This window comes from Amycolatopsis sp. NBC_01307, assembly GCF_035975215.1.
In the GTDB taxonomy this organism is placed as follows: Bacteria; Actinomycetota; Actinomycetes; order Mycobacteriales; family Pseudonocardiaceae; genus Amycolatopsis.
In genome coordinates, this window is record NZ_CP108403.1 from 4,180,803 (window position 1) to 4,194,412 (window position 13,610).

Here is a 13,610-nt window from a genome sequence, read left to right on the forward strand (position 1 = left end):
TCCATGGCGGCCGGGTACCGGTCCCATCGTGGTCTTCGCGTGTGCGCACCGCAGATGCGGCCCGGCACTCATCCGGCCGCACGGCCGGCTGTCTCGTAGTCCTTCAGCACAAGTGCGTTCGCGGCCTGGCGGATGGGGCCGGCGATCTGTTCCAGGATGCGGTTGCGGCCCGGCATGTAGGGCATCAGCTTGATCATCCGGGTGTTGATCCACGCGAACGCGCGGGACTGCGGGATGATGCCGCGCAGTGCGGACTTCGCCAGGGCCTGGTTCTTCTCGATGTACGGCCGCATCTGCGTTTCGTACCGCTCGAACGCCACCTCGTGGTCGCCCGCGGCCGCCGCCAGTTCGCCCGCCAGGACGTACGCGCCCGCCAGGGCCAGGCTCGTTCCCTGGCCCGAGGCCGGGGACGGGCAGTAGCCCGCGTCGCCGACGAGGGTCACACGCCCGGCCGACACCCGGTCCATCAGGATCTGGCACACCGGGTCGAAGTAGAAGTCGTCGGCCGCGCGCATCGACTCCAGCAGCTCCGGGACCTGCCAGCCGAGGCCGGCGAACTGGTCCGCGACGAGGTTCTTCTGGCCGCCGATGTCGCGCCGGTCGTAGGGCAGGTCCGTGCCGCTGAACCAGAACGCGGCCTTCGCGTCGGCGGCGCGGGCCGTGCTGTAGACGTTGACCATCTTGCCCGGCGCCGCCGAGTGCAGCAGTTCCCAGCGGTCCAGGTCGAAGCTGTTGGGCACGGTCGAGATCGAGATGTAGGCGTCGAACCGCTTCAGGAACCGCTCCTCCGGGCCGAACGCCAGCGCGCGGACGCCGGAGTGCAGGCCGTCGGCGCCGACGACGAGGTCGAAGCGGCGGGGCGCGCCGTGGGCGAAGGTGACGTGGACGCCGTCCGCGCGCTCGTCGAGCCCGGTGATCCAGTCGCCGAAGGCGTACTCGACGTCGTCGCGGGTGTGCTCGTAGAGGATCTTCGCCAGGTCGCCGCGCAGGATCTCGGTGTCGTCGCCGTCGCGGAAGCCGAACGTGTCGGCGTCCAGCTTCGCGACCTGCTTGCCGCGCTTGTTCACGAACCCCGCGCCGCGCATGTCGGTGGCGACCGCGTGCACCTGCTCCAGCAGGCCCATCCGGCGGACGACGTCGACGGCGGTGCCGCGGATGTCGACCTTGTAGCCGCCTTCGCGCAAGCTCGGGGCGCGCTCGACGATCGTCGGGCGGAAGCCGTGGTGGTGCAGCCACCAGGCGAGGGCGGGGCCGGCGACGCTGGCGCCGGAGATCAGGATTTCTCGGTTGTCCGTCATGCTCAGCAGCGTGGGCGCGGCCGCTGACCGCTCACGAACCGAGCGCGAACCGCGGCTGACCGAAGTCCTGAAGCGCCTGGTCAGGCGGCATTTCCCGGCCATGCTCGAACGCCTTGACGTAGGCGTCGCCGCCGATGCGGGTCCGCACGGCCCCGGCCACCGCGGCGATGTCGACGTCTCCGGTGACCTCCGTGCCGCGCAGCCCGACGGCGACGCCGAGCAGGAATGCCGCCCGCTCGTCCTCGGCCCGCGCGGCGAGCACGCCGGCCAGCCCTTCGACGGCCTGCGCCGCACCCGGCAGGTTCGCGTGCTCCAACGCCGTGGCCAGCGCTTCCTGGTGCAGCTCGGTCGCCTCGTCGAGGTGCCCTTCGGCCGCGGCGGTCCAGCCGAAGCCGGTGTACAGCCCGATCCGCGTCTCGCCGCCGGTCACCGGGTCGACGGCCAGGCCGACGGCCGAGGCGTACCAGCGCCGGGCCGCGGCGAGGTCGCCCGCGTGCCGCGCGATCTCGCCGAGCCCGCCGCGGGCCCGGGCGAGCGTCAACGTCGTGCCCACCGCCCGCGCCTGCTCGGCGGCGGCTTCGTAGTCGGCCCGCGCGGCCGCGGTGTCCCCGGCCCGCAGCATCCCGTCCGCGCGGCGGCACAGCAGGTCGGCGGCGTCCTCGCCCGCCCCGAGTTCACCGGCCAGCCGGACGGACTCGTCCATCAGCTCGCGGAACCGCGTGTGGTCGCCGCGCCAGTCGGCGAACTCCGCGAGCTTCTCCAGCGCACTCGCCTGCCCCCAGCGGTCGCCGAGGTCGCGGAACCCTTGCAGGGACGCCGAAAAGTGCGCTTCGGCCTCGTCGATCCGGCCGCGGTACTGCGCGCCGAGGCCGTCGCCGATCCGCGCGAACGCCCGTGACCAGGTGTCCGGGCCGATCAGCGCGGCGAGGCGTTCGCCGTCGGATGCCTTGGTGCGCGGGGAAAACGCCCACAGCAGGAACAGGTACGGGTACCGCAGCGATCCCGTGAGCCGGCGCAGGATCGGCTCGATCTCGACGTCGGTGGCCGACGCGTGGATCAGGCAGACGACGTACTCCTCGTCGAGCCCCGGCGGCGGCTCGGGGCCGACGGCGGCGAGCACGGCGTCCGCGAACGGCCGGGCCTCACCGCGCAGCCCGCGCAGCCACCAGTACCACGTCAGGGCCGCGACCAGCCGCAACGCGACGTCCGGCGCCTCGGCGACGCTCCAGCGCAGTGCCGCGTGCAGGTCGGCGTGCTCGGCGGTCAGTTCCGCCAGGACCGTGAGCTGGTCCGCGCCGCGTAGTTTCGGCTCGGCCGCGTACGCGAGGTCGAGGAAGTACTTCGCGTGCGCCGCGTGGTCGCCGGTGCCCTGCTCGGCGCAGAACGCCCGGATCGTTTCCAGCATCCGGTAGCGGCCGTCGCTGTACTCGACGAGGGACTTCTCGACGAGCCCGGTGAGCAGTCCGTCGGCGTCCGGGACGGCGCAGACGCGCTCGACGGCGTCGAGGCGCGCGCCGCCGGCGAACACCGCGAACCGCCCGGCCAGCCGCTGTTCGTCGGGCTCCAGGAGGTCCCAGCTCCACTCGACGACGCCGCGCAGCGTGCGGTGCCGCGGTTCGGCGGTGCGCTCGCCGCGGGACAGCAGCCGGAAGCGGTCGTCGAGGCGGGCGGCAACGTCTTCGGCGGTCAGCGACCGCAGCCGCGCGGCGGCGAGTTCGATCGCCAGGGGCAGGCCGTCGAGCGCGGCGCAGATCCGGGCCACGGTGGCGGGATCGAGGACCGCGCCGGGCACCACGGCCGCCGCCCGGTCACCGAAGAGCCGCTCGGCGGCGCCGGCGGCCAGCGCGCCGACCGGCACCAGCGTCTCGCCGGTCAGGCCGAGGGCCTCCCGGCTGGTGGCCAGCACCCGCAGGCCGGGGCACGCGCCGAGCAGCCGCCGGACCAGCCGCGCGGCCTCGGCGACGACGTGCTCGCAGTTGTCGAGGACCAGCAGCAGCGGCCGGTCGGCGAGGCCGGCGGCCAGCCGGTCCGCCGGGCCGGCCGCCGGGGCCGAGGACAGCACGCCCTGTTCGCGCAGGCCCAGGGCGGCGAGCACGGCCTGCGGGACTTCGGTCGTCGTCGCCAGTTCGACGAAACACACCTCGCCGGCCTCGCGTGACGCGGCTTCGACGGCGAGCCGGGTCTTGCCCGCGCCGCCCGGCCCGGTGAGCGTGACGAGCCGGGCGGCCCGCAGGGTCGTGCGCAGCCGGTCGAGCTCGGCGCGCTCGACGAACCCGCTGAGCGGCACCGGAACCCGGCGCGCCGGGGCGGGCGCGGTGGCCCGCAGGACCGCGACGTGCGCGTCCGCCAGCTCCGGCGACGGGTCCGCGCCCAGCTCGTCGGCCAGCCGGTCCCGGGTCTCGGCGAACACGGCCAGGGCCTCGGCCGACCGCCCGCCGCCGTGCAGCGCGCGCATCAGCTGGGCCGCGAGCCGTTCCCGCAGCGGGTGTTCGCGGGTGAGCTCCCGCAGCTCCGCGACGAGCCGTTCGTGGTGCCCGAGGGCCAGCCCGGCCTCGATCCGGTCCTCGGTCGCGGCCGCGCGCAGCTCCGCCAGCCGGGCCGCGCGCGGCGGGTCCGCGAGCCCGTCGAGCGCCGGACCGCGCCACAGCGCGAGCGCGTCGCCGAACAGCGCCAGCTTGGCCGCCGGCTCCGTCGTCTCCCGGGCCTGCGCGGTGAGCCGTTCGAAGCGGTGGACGTCAACGTCCTGCGGGTCGACGGCCAGCCGGTACCCGGCGGGGGTGAACTCGACCAGGCCGTCGGGCGCGCCGCCGTCCCGCAACCGCCGTCGCAGCCGGGACACCTGGGACTGCAGGGCTTCGGCGGCGCCCTCCGGCGGGTGCTCGCCGTGCAGGCCGTCGATGAGCCGCTCGGCGCTGATGACGCGCCCGGCGTCGAGGGCCAGCAACGCGAGCAGCCCGCGCAGCTGCGGACCGCCGAGGGCGACCGGCGTCCCGTCGGGAGCGTGGGCTTCGACCGGCCCGAGGATGGCGAACTGCACGCCGCCGAGTATGGCCACTCACGGGCGCAGCTCGCGGAAGAACGCGCGGATGTCGGCCACGAGCAGCTCACCCGCCTCCATCGCCGCGAAGTGGCCGCCCTCGGCGAAGTCCGACCAGTGCTCGATCTTCCCCTCGGGGTCCATGATCCGCCGGACCACGGGCGAGCTGTCGAACACGGCCCAGCCCGCCGGGACGTCGGCCGGCGCCAGCCAGCCGTGGCCGGAGTGGGCGGCCTCGTAGAGGAACCGGGCCGCCGTCGCGCCGCTGCGGGTGAACCAGTACAGGCCGACCGTCGTCAGCAGCCGGTCGCGGCCGATCCCGCCGGCGGAGTTCGTCCACGCCTCGAACTTCTCGGCGATCCACGCGAGCTGCCCGACCGGCGAGTCGGTGAGCCCGGCGGCGATCGTCTCGGGCGTGTGGGACTGCAGGTCCAGGTAGCCCCGCCGGGCCTTCCAGGCTTCCCGGGCCGCGTCCAGCTCGGCCTGCTCGGCCTCGGTCAGGTTCTCGGGCATCGGGAGCTGCTCGCCGGCGAGGGCGATGGTCCCGCGGTCGCTGTTCACGTGGGTACCGAGGACACGCTCCGGGTAGAGCGCCGCGAGCCGGCCGGTGACGCCCGCGCCGATGTCACCGCCCTGCGCGGCGAAGCGGTCGTACCCGAGGCGCGTCATCAGCACGGCGAAGGCGTCGGTCGTGCGCGCCAGCTCCCACCCGGGCCCGCTCAACGGCGTCGAGAACCCGAAACCCGGCAGCGACGCGACGACGACGTGGAAGGCGTCCGGGCCGGGCTCGGTCAGCGGGCCGAGCACGTCGAGGAACTCGGCGAAGGAGCTGGGATAACCGTGGGTGAGCAGCAGCGGCATCGCGTCGGCGCGGGGCGAGCGGACGTGCAGGAAGTGGATGGTCTGGCCGTCGATCTCGGTCGTGAACTGCGGGAAGGCGTTGAGCGCGGCCTCCTGCGCGCGCCAGTCGTAGCCGGTTCGCCAGTACTCGGCCAGCTCGCGGACGCGCTCGGGCGGGATGCCGCGGGACCAGTCCGGCTCGTCGCCGGGGACCGGCTCGGGGTACCGGGCGGCGTCCAGGCGCCGGTGCAGCTCGTCCAGCTCGGCCTGCGGGATCTCGACGCGGAAGGGGCGGATGTCGTTCGTCATGAGCAGGACGCTAGGGGCGATTGCGGAAGGGTTCCTTCCGCGATTCCTGGCATCCTCGAAGGATGTTGCAGACCTCCGCTCGGCTCCTGCGGTTGCTGTCGCTGCTCGAAACGCGGCGCGACTGGACCGGCGCCGACCTGGCCGGCCGGCTCGGTGTCACCACGCGCACCGTCCGCGCCGACGTCGGCAAGCTGCGCGACCTCGGCTACCCGGTGGCGGCCTCCCCCGGTGTCCAGGGCGGCTACCGGCTCGGCGCGGGCGCACAGCTGCCGCCGTTGCTGCTGGACGACGACGAGGCCGTGGCGGTCGCGGTCGGGCTGCGGACCGCCGCGGGGGTCGCCGGGATCGAGGAGACGTCGGTGCGCGCGCTCGCGAAGCTCGAGCAGGTGCTGCCGTCCCGGCTGCGGCACCGGGTGCACGCGCTGCAGGCCGCGACGGTCGCGGTGCCCGGCACCGGCCCGGCCGTCGACGCCGACGTGCTGAGCGCCATCGCGTCGGCGATCCGGGCCGGCGAGCGGCTGCGGTTCGATTACACCAGCCACGAGGGCACGGACAACCGCCGCGACGTCGAGCCGCACCGCCTGGTCAGCTGGGGCCGGCGCTGGTACCTGGTCGCGTGGGACACCGGCCGCGGCGACTGGCGCACGTTCCGCGTCGACCGGCTGACCCCGCGGACGCCGAACGGGCCGCGGTTCGCCCCGCGTGAGCCGCCGGAGGGTGACGTCGTGCGGTTCGTGCAGCGCAGCGCGGGCGCGGCGACCTGGCGCTACCACGCGAAAGTCCGGCTGCACGCTTCGGCCGAGCACGTGCGAGCCCGGCTGCCGCTCGCCGTCGACGTCACGGCCGAAGGGCCGGACCGGTGCGTCGCGGAGGTCGGCTCCGACCACGCGCCGATGCTCGCGCTGTACCTGGGCCTGCTCGAAGTGGACTTCGAGGTGCTGGACGCGCCGGAGCTCGCCCGGGAGCTGGCGAAGGCGGGCGAGCGGTTCCTGCGGGCTAGCGCAGCGAGTTCGCCAGCTCCTCGATGAGGTTCATCTGCTCCTGCATGCCGGCTTCCATGCCGGACTCGAGGATCATGTCCCGCAACGCCTTGCTCGTCGTCTGCGTCAGCAGGCGCACCACCGTGCGGTCGCCGTCGAGCGCGTCGAAGGTGACGGTGTCGACGGGCACGTCGGCGTCCGGCAGCGGATCCGCGCCCTCGAACATCTCGGTGAAGACGAGCTTCTCGTCCGGCACGATTTCGCGGTACTCGCCGTGGAAGGCGACCTCGAAGCCCGCGTTCGCCTTGATCACGTACCGCCAGCGGCCGCCGGGCCGCAGGTCCATCTCGACCTCGGTGGTCGTCCCGCGGTGCCCGGCCCACCAGCGGCTCACCAGCTCGGGCGTGGTCCACGCACGGTAGACCAGGTCCTTCGGCGCGTCGAACTCGCGCGTGATCAGGATCTGTTCGTCGCTCGGCAGGGTGATCTTCGCGCTGCTCGCCGTTTCCACCATGTCACCGCTCCTGTTCCTTGAGTTCTTCCAGGACGTCGTCCAGCAGCTCGAAGCGTTCCGACCACGTCCGTTCGTAGCGCTTGACCCAGTCGTGGATGGGTTTGAGCGCGGCGCCGTTGAGCCGGTAGACGCGCTGCCGGCCCTCTTCCCGGACGTCCACCGCCCCGACCTCGCGCAGGACCCGCAGGTGCTTGGACACCTGCGGCTGGGCCAGGCCGAGCGCGCCGACGAGGTCGCCGACCGACCGTTCGCCGGCCATGAGCTCGTCGAGGATCTGCCGCCGCCGGGGTTCGGCGACCGCGTTGAAGGTGTCCGCCGTCGTCGCTGCTCGTGCCACGCGGCCATCATATTCCCATATGGGTATGCGTCAAGTCCTGCATCCTGGGCACGCTGGGCGCGCGCCGCGGCGTCTGCCACGATCAGGCCATGACGGCGGGGGCCGACGGTCCACAGAGGACGGACGCGCGCGGCGCCCGGCGCAGTGCCAGCGCGAGCGCGGTCCTGCGGGCGGTCCTCGACGACGGGCCGATCGCGCGCAGCACCATCGCGCGGCGGACCGGGCTGTCCGCGGCCGCCGTCACCGGGCACACGGCCGACCTCACCCGGCTCGGGCTGCTGCGCGAGCTGCCCGAGGCCGAACCACGCCGGTCCGTCGGCCGGCCGCACGTGCCGGTCGGGCTCGACACCGGGCGCCACGTCGTCGGCGCGCTGCACCTCGCCGTGCACCACGCGACCGTCGCGCTGCTCGACGTCCGCGGGAATGTCCTGGTACAGCACGAAGAACCGCACGACGGCCTGCCCGCGGAAGACCTGCTCGCGCGGGCCGCGGAGATCCTCGACGACCTGCTGCTCGGCCACGCGCCGGACCGCGAACCGCTCGGCCTGGGGTTCGCCACCGGCGGCTGGGTCGACCGCGACTCCGGCACCGTCGTCGACCACCCGCTGCTGGGCTGGCGCGACGTCCCGGTGCGCGACCTGCTGACGGCGTCGACCGGGCTCACGGTGGCGATCGACGGCCACGCGCGATCTCTCGTGCACGCCGAACAGCTCTTCGGGCACCCGCGGGCGCGGGACAGCGTCGTGCAGTTGTTCACCGGCAACGTCGTCGACGCGGCGTTCGCCACCGGCACCGTGGTGCACCACGGCCCGCGGTCGGCGGCGGGCGCGGTCGCGCACCTGCCGGTCGACGACAGCAGTGAACCGTGCCGCTGCGGGCGCACGGGTTGTCTGGAGGCGACCGTTTCGGAAGCGACGCTGGCGCGCAAAGCCGGCGTTTCCTTTCCGGAACTGCTCGCGCTCGCGACGGCCGGGGAAACCGCGGCGGTGCGGTTGTTCCAGGACCGCGCGCGGCTGATCGGCCAAGCCGTGGCGTTGCTGCTCGACGTGCTGAACCCGGCCGTGCTCGTGCTGGTCGACCGGAGTGTAGCCCAGGTACCCGGCTGCCTTCCCGCCATCCGGGACGAGGTCCGCACGCGCTCCCGGACCTGCGCCGATCCGGCGGAAACCGTTGTGGCGACGAGCTTCCCGGGCGCGGAACTGGCCACGGCCGGCGGCGCGGTGCTGCTCGACATCCTCTACGACGACCCGCTCGGTCCGCTCCTGACGCACCTTTCGCATGCCTCGTGAACCGCGGTAGTTAATTCAGAAACTCGCAAAGTTGACCGTGCTCGCGGCGGCTGCGAACAATTGGGGCATCCCCACCGGCGAACCCGCCGGCCGCATCGGCCGGTGGTCGCGTCGTGCCGACTCCCGAGCCGAAAGAGCCCACCGTGAAGAAAACTCTGCCCGCCCTCCTCGCCGCCGGCCTGGTCGCGGCGCTGCTGTCCGGGTGCGCGTCGGCGACGGCCACCGGCGCGCCCGGGCAACCCGAAAAGCTCGAACTCCGTTACCAGGGCAGCGCGAACTCCGTGACCCTGCCCGAACTCGCCGAGGACCTGGGCTACCTCGGCCCGGTCAAGCTCAAGTGGGTCGGCAACACCATCAGCGGCCCGCAGGACATCCAGTCCGCGGCCACCGACCAGACCGACTTCGGCGGCGCCTTCACCGGCGCGGTCGTCAAGCTCGTCGAGGCCGGCGCGCCGGTCAAGGCGGTCGTCAACTACTACGGCTCCGACGAAAAGTCCTTCCTCGGCTTCTACGCCAAGGCCGACAGTCCGATCCGGACCGCCCGCGACCTGATCGGCAAGAAGGTCGGCGTCAACACCGCGGGCGCCAACCTCGAAGCCGTCCTCGACCTCTGGCTGCAGCGCCAGGGCCTGTCCGACGACGAGGTCAAGCAGGTGCAGCTGGTCGTCATCCCGCCGGTCAACGCCGAGCAGGCACTGCGCAACGGCCAGCTCGACGTCGCCGCGCTGCAGGGCATCCTGCAGGACCACGCCGTCGCGGCCGGCGGGGTGCGCCCGCTGTTCAGCGACGTGCAGGCGTTCGGGGCCTACAACGGCGGCCCGTACGTGCTGCGCACCGACTTCATCAAGAAGTACCCGGAGACGACGAAGGTCTTCGTCTCCGCCGTGGCCCGCGCGATCGAGTGGGAACGGACCACACCGCGGGACCAGGTGATCGCCCGGTTCACCAAGATCATCCAGGGGCGCGGCCGCAACGAGAACACGAACACGTTGCAGTACTGGAAGAGCGTCGGCGTCACCCGCGGCGGCCTGATCTCCGACCAGGACTACACGCTCTGGTCGCCGTGGCTGAAGCAGCAGGGCCTCATCAAGGGTGACGCGCTGGACACCGGGAAGCTCTACACCAACGAGTTCAACCCCTACCGCGACGGCGCCCCGGCGGTGTCCAAGTGATCGCGATCCGCGCGGTGACCAAGACGTTCGACGCGCTGACCGCGCTCTACGACGTCTCCCTCGACATCGCCGACGGCACGTTCCTGTCCCTGGTCGGCCCGAGCGGCTCGGGCAAGTCGACGCTGCTCGACCTGCTCGGCGGGCTCACCACGCCGACGTCCGGCGAGATTCGCATCGACGGCGAGCCGGTGCGCGGGCCCGGCCTCGACCGCGGTGTCGTCTTCCAGCAGTACGCGCTGTTCCCGTGGCGCACCGCCCGCGCCAACGTCGAGTTCGGCCTCGAAGGCGGCGCGCTCGGCAAGCGGCAGCGGGCCGAGCGGGCGCGCGAATACCTCGCCCTGGTCGGGCTTTCCGGCTTCGAGGACCGCTACCCGCACGAGCTGTCCGGCGGGATGAAGCAGCGTGTCGCGATCGCGCGCAGCCTGGCCTACGACCCGGCCGTGCTGCTGATGGACGAGCCGTTCGCGGCCCTCGACGCCCAGACGCGCGAGCAGCTGCAGGACGAGCTGCTGCGGATCTGGCGCCGCACCGGCAAGACGATCGTGTTCATCACCCACGGCATCGACGAGGCCGTCTACCTCGGCCAGCGGGTCGCGGTGCTGACTTCCCGGCCCGGGCGGCTCAAGGCCGTCGTCGACGTCGACCTCGGGGACCGCGGCGGTGACGTCCGGTCGTCGCCCGAGTTCGGGCGGCAGCGCCACCGGCTGTGGGAGCTGCTGCACAACGAGGTCCGCAAGGCCGCCGAGACCGAACGGAGTGCCGTCGGATGACGACCACCCTCGACGCGCCCACCGTCCACACCGGACCGCCGGCCGCACCGCCACGACCGCGACGGTTCACGAAGAGGCTGACCCGGGCGGTGCACGGTTCGGCGGCCGTGGTCCTGTTCGTGGCGCTCTGGGAGCTGCTCCCCCGGTTCGTCCTCGACGAGAGCACCCGGACGTTCCTCCCGCCGCTGTCGGAGGACCTGCAGGCGCTGTGGGAGCTGACCCTCGACGGCCGGCTCGCCGACCACCTGGTGGCCAGCATCGGCCGGTCGGCCGCCGGGTTCGCGATCGCGGTCGCCGTCGCGGTCCCGCTCGGGCTGCTGATCGGCTGGTACCGGCCGGTGGCGCGGTTCCTGCAGCCGTTGCTGGAACTGGCCCGCAACACCGCCGCGCTCGCGCTGCTGCCGGTGTTCACGCTGCTGCTCGGCATCGGCGAGCTGTCGAAGGTCACGCTCGTGGTCTACGCCTGCGTCTGGCCGGTGCTGCTCAACACGATCGCCGGCGTCAACACCGTGGACCCGTTGCTGGTCAAGGCGGCCCGGTCGCTCGGGCTGTCCAGCCCGCGGCTGTTCCGGAAGGTGATCCTGCCCTCGGCGGTGCCGACGGTGTTCACCGGCATCCGGATGGCGGCGTCGTACTCGATCCTGGTGCTGGTGGCCGCGGAGATGGTCGGCGCGAAGGCCGGGCTCGGCTACCTGATCAACACCAGCCAGGTCAACTTCCAGATTCCCCAGATGTACGCCGGGATCATCGCGGTCTCGGTGCTCGGAGTGCTCGTGAACCAGGGTTTCGTCGTCCTCGAACGGCGGTTCTCGACCTGGCGTCCCAAGGAGAAACCATGACCAGGCAACTGCACCTGAACGCTTTCGTGATGCCCAACGGCCACCACGAAGCCGCCTGGCGGCACCCCACGACCGACCCGCGCCGGGCCCGGACGCTGCAGCACTACGTCGACATCGCCCGGACGGCCGAGCGCGGCAAGCTCGACTCGCTGTTCCTCGCCGACGGCGTCGCGTTGTGGGGCAACGTGAAGCACAACTCGCACAGCCACTTCGAGCCGCTCACGCTGCTGTCGGCGCTCGCCGCGTCCACAGTCCACATCGGACTGATCGCGACGGCGTCGACCACCTACAACGAGCCCTACCACCTGGCCCGGAAGTTCGCCTCGCTCGACCACCTCTCCGGCGGCCGCGCGGGCTGGAACATCGTGACGTCGGCGGGCATCGACGAAGCCCGCAACTTCAACCTGGCCAAGCGGCCGTCGCACGCCTCCCGCTACGAGCGTGCGGAGGAGTTCATCGAGGTCGTCAAGAAGCTGTGGGACAGCTGGGAGGACGACGCCGCGCTGGTCGACCGCGAGACCGGCGTCTACGCCGACACCGACCGGATCCGGCCGATCGCGCACGACGGCCCGCACTTCCAGGTCCGCGGGCCGCTGAACATCGAACGGCCGCCGCAGGGCCACCCGCTGCTCGTGCAGGCCGGGTCGTCCGAGACGGGCAAGGAGTACGCGGCGCGGCACGCCGAAGCCGTGTTCACCGCGCAGCAGACGTTCGCCGAGGGCAAGGCGTTCTACGCCGACGTCAAGGGCCGGCTGGCCAAGTACGGCCGGACGCCGGACGAGATCAAGATCCTGCCGGGCATCTTGCCGATCCTCGGCCGCACCGAAGCCGAGGCGCGCCGGCGCGAAGCCGAGCTGAACGCGCTGATCACGCCGGAGTACGGGCTGCGGCAGCTGTCGAAGATGCTCGACCACGACCTCACCGGCTACCCGCTCGACGGCCCGCTGCCCGAGGTCGGCAGCTTCACCGAAGGCGGCCAGAGCCGGTTCGAGCTGGTCGTCGGCCTGGCCCGGCGCGAGGACCTGACCATCCGGCAGCTGCTGGAACGGCTGGCGGGCGGGCGCGGGCACCGCGTCTTCGCCGGGACGCCGGTCCAGGTCGCCGACGAGCTGGAGGCCTGGTTCACCGGCGGCGCGGCCGACGGCTTCAACATCATGCCGCCGACCCTGCCCGGCGGGCTCGACGACTTCGTCGACCTCGTCGTCCCGGAACTGCGGCGGCGCGGGCTGTTCCGCACCGCCTACACCGGATCCACCCTGCGCGAGCACTACGGCCTCGCGCGGCCCGTCAACCGCAACCGAGTGAAGGAGCCCGCATGACCACCATCGGCACCGACGTCCGCAAGCTCACCGGGAGGATCGGCGCCGAGATCATCGGCTTCGACATCGCCGGCGAACTCGACGCGTCCCAGATCGCGTTCCTGACCGACGCCCTGCACGAGCACAAGGCGCTGGTGTTCCGCAACGTCGAGCTCGACGACGAGGGCCAGCAGTGCTTCGCCGCCCGCTTCGGCGAGCTGACCAAGGCCCACCCGACCGTGCCCGCCGTCGACGGCGCCCCGACGATCCTGCCGGTCGACAGCGAGCAGGGCCGCGCCAACCACTGGCACACCGACGTCACCTTCGTGCTCAACCCGCCGAAGGCCAGCACCCTGCGCAGTCTCGTGGTACCGCCCTACGGCGGGGAGACGCTGATCGCGAACGCCGGCGCGGCCTACCGCGACCTGCCGGAACCGCTGCGGGCGTTCGCGGACACGCTGCGCGCGGAGCACACCAACGACTACGACTACGTCCGGCCGCCGGAGACGCTCGACGAGAAGGAGCAGGCCCGGCGCGCGCAGTTCGTCTCGCGCAAGTACCGGACCCTGCACCCGGTGGTGCGGGTGCACCCGGCGACCGGCGAGCGCGGCCTGTTCATCGGCGGGTTCGCGCAGCGGATCGCGGGCCTGTCGGTCGGCGAGTCCCGGGATCTGCTGCGGCTGCTGCAGTCCTACGTCACGCGGCCGGAGAACATCGTGCGCGTCGCGTGGGAGCCGAACCAGCTGGTGCTGTTCGACAACCGGATCACGCAGCACTACGCGATCGACAACTACGACGGTCTCCCCCGCCGCCTCAACCGCGTCACCGTGGCGGGCGACATCCCGGCGGGCGTCGACGGCACGCCGAGCGAGTCCCTCGAAGGCGACGCTTCGCACTACACGTCGGTGGCGTAGGTCCGTGAAGGAC

The 13,610-nt window shown here is 72.8% G+C and carries 12 protein-coding genes; 7 read left to right on the forward strand and 5 right to left on the reverse strand.

Annotated features, from left to right (window positions below):
• Positions 1-68: 68 nt before the first annotated feature.
• The 3 genes from OG439_RS17555 to OG439_RS17565 are packed head-to-tail and all read right to left on the reverse strand — an operon-like array spanning position 69 to position 5,484.
• The gene (locus tag OG439_RS17555; protein WP_326950422.1) at positions 69-1,298 is read right to left on the reverse strand and encodes an FAD-dependent monooxygenase; all 1,230 of its coding nucleotides are present in this window, start codon (positions 1,296-1,298) and stop codon (positions 69-71) included.
• Between the two features lie 31 nt (positions 1,299-1,329).
• Positions 1,330-4,335, reverse strand: a complete 3,006-nt coding sequence (locus OG439_RS17560; protein WP_326950423.1) for an ATP-binding protein — start codon at positions 4,333-4,335, stop codon at positions 1,330-1,332.
• Positions 4,336-4,353: 18 nt separating this feature from the next.
• Complete coding sequence (locus OG439_RS17565; protein ID WP_326950424.1) at positions 4,354-5,484, reverse strand: epoxide hydrolase family protein; 1,131 nt, start codon at positions 5,482-5,484, stop codon at positions 4,354-4,356.
• Between the two features lie 62 nt (positions 5,485-5,546).
• Here OG439_RS17565 and OG439_RS17570 point away from each other — a divergent pair, with 62 nt between their 5' ends.
• Positions 5,547-6,512 (forward strand): helix-turn-helix transcriptional regulator, encoded by a 966-nt coding sequence (locus tag OG439_RS17570; protein WP_326950425.1) that lies wholly within the window; start codon positions 5,547-5,549, stop codon positions 6,510-6,512.
• On the opposite strand, the gene OG439_RS17575 is transcribed toward OG439_RS17570, so the two are convergent.
• Both OG439_RS17575 and OG439_RS17580 read right to left on the reverse strand, forming a co-directional pair.
• Positions 6,481-6,978: an SRPBCC family protein gene (locus OG439_RS17575; RefSeq protein ID WP_326950426.1), complete on the reverse strand. Its 498-nt coding sequence runs from the start codon at positions 6,976-6,978 to the stop codon at positions 6,481-6,483. The genes OG439_RS17570 and OG439_RS17575 overlap by 32 nt on opposite strands.
• Before the next feature lies 1 nt (position 6,979).
• Entirely contained in the window at positions 6,980-7,315 is a 336-nt protein-coding gene (locus tag OG439_RS17580) for an ArsR/SmtB family transcription factor (protein WP_326950427.1), read from the reverse strand.
• A gap of 89 nt (positions 7,316-7,404) precedes the next feature.
• On the opposite strand from OG439_RS17580, the gene OG439_RS17585 reads away from it, so the two are divergent.
• From OG439_RS17585 to OG439_RS17610, 6 genes are all read left to right on the forward strand, one after another.
• A complete protein-coding gene (locus OG439_RS17585) occupies positions 7,405-8,604 on the forward strand; it encodes an ROK family transcriptional regulator (protein ID WP_326950428.1) in 1,200 nt (399 codons plus the stop codon).
• 143 nt (positions 8,605-8,747) lie between these two features.
• Positions 8,748-9,776, forward strand: coding sequence for an ABC transporter substrate-binding protein (locus tag OG439_RS17590; RefSeq protein WP_326950429.1), 1,029 nt, complete (start codon positions 8,748-8,750; stop codon positions 9,774-9,776).
• Positions 9,773-10,546 (forward strand): ABC transporter ATP-binding protein, encoded by a 774-nt coding sequence (locus tag OG439_RS17595; RefSeq protein ID WP_326950430.1) that lies wholly within the window; start codon positions 9,773-9,775, stop codon positions 10,544-10,546. The genes OG439_RS17590 and OG439_RS17595 overlap by 4 nt, the downstream gene beginning before the upstream one ends.
• Entirely contained in the window at positions 10,543-11,385 is an 843-nt protein-coding gene (locus tag OG439_RS17600; RefSeq protein ID WP_326950431.1) for an ABC transporter permease, read from the forward strand. Before OG439_RS17595 ends, OG439_RS17600 begins: the two co-directional genes overlap by 4 nt.
• Positions 11,382-12,704, forward strand: a complete 1,323-nt coding sequence (locus OG439_RS17605; RefSeq protein WP_326950432.1) for an LLM class flavin-dependent oxidoreductase — start codon at positions 11,382-11,384, stop codon at positions 12,702-12,704. The genes OG439_RS17600 and OG439_RS17605 overlap by 4 nt, the downstream gene beginning before the upstream one ends.
• Entirely contained in the window at positions 12,701-13,597 is an 897-nt protein-coding gene (locus OG439_RS17610) for a TauD/TfdA dioxygenase family protein (protein WP_326950433.1), read from the forward strand. Before OG439_RS17605 ends, OG439_RS17610 begins: the two co-directional genes overlap by 4 nt.
• Positions 13,598-13,610: the final 13 nt, after the last annotated feature.

Excerpts from the sequence above, each read along its gene's own strand:
- OG439_RS17610 (WP_326950433.1), top strand. The coding sequence starts at position 12,701 with ATGACCACCATCGGCACCGACGTCCGCAAGCTCACCGGGAGGATCGGC.
- OG439_RS17565 (WP_326950424.1), bottom strand. The coding sequence starts at position 5,484 with ATGACGAACGACATCCGCCCCTTCCGCGTCGAGATCCCGCAGGCCGAG.
- OG439_RS17600 (WP_326950431.1), top strand. The coding sequence starts at position 10,543 with ATGACGACCACCCTCGACGCGCCCACCGTCCACACCGGACCGCCGGCC.
- OG439_RS17605 (WP_326950432.1), top strand. The coding sequence starts at position 11,382 with ATGACCAGGCAACTGCACCTGAACGCTTTCGTGATGCCCAACGGCCAC.
- OG439_RS17585 (WP_326950428.1), top strand. The coding sequence starts at position 7,405 with ATGACGGCGGGGGCCGACGGTCCACAGAGGACGGACGCGCGCGGCGCC.
- OG439_RS17575 (WP_326950426.1), bottom strand. The coding sequence starts at position 6,978 with ATGGTGGAAACGGCGAGCAGCGCGAAGATCACCCTGCCGAGCGACGAA.
- OG439_RS17555 (WP_326950422.1), bottom strand. The coding sequence starts at position 1,298 with ATGACGGACAACCGAGAAATCCTGATCTCCGGCGCCAGCGTCGCCGGC.
- OG439_RS17570 (WP_326950425.1), top strand. The coding sequence starts at position 5,547 with ATGTTGCAGACCTCCGCTCGGCTCCTGCGGTTGCTGTCGCTGCTCGAA.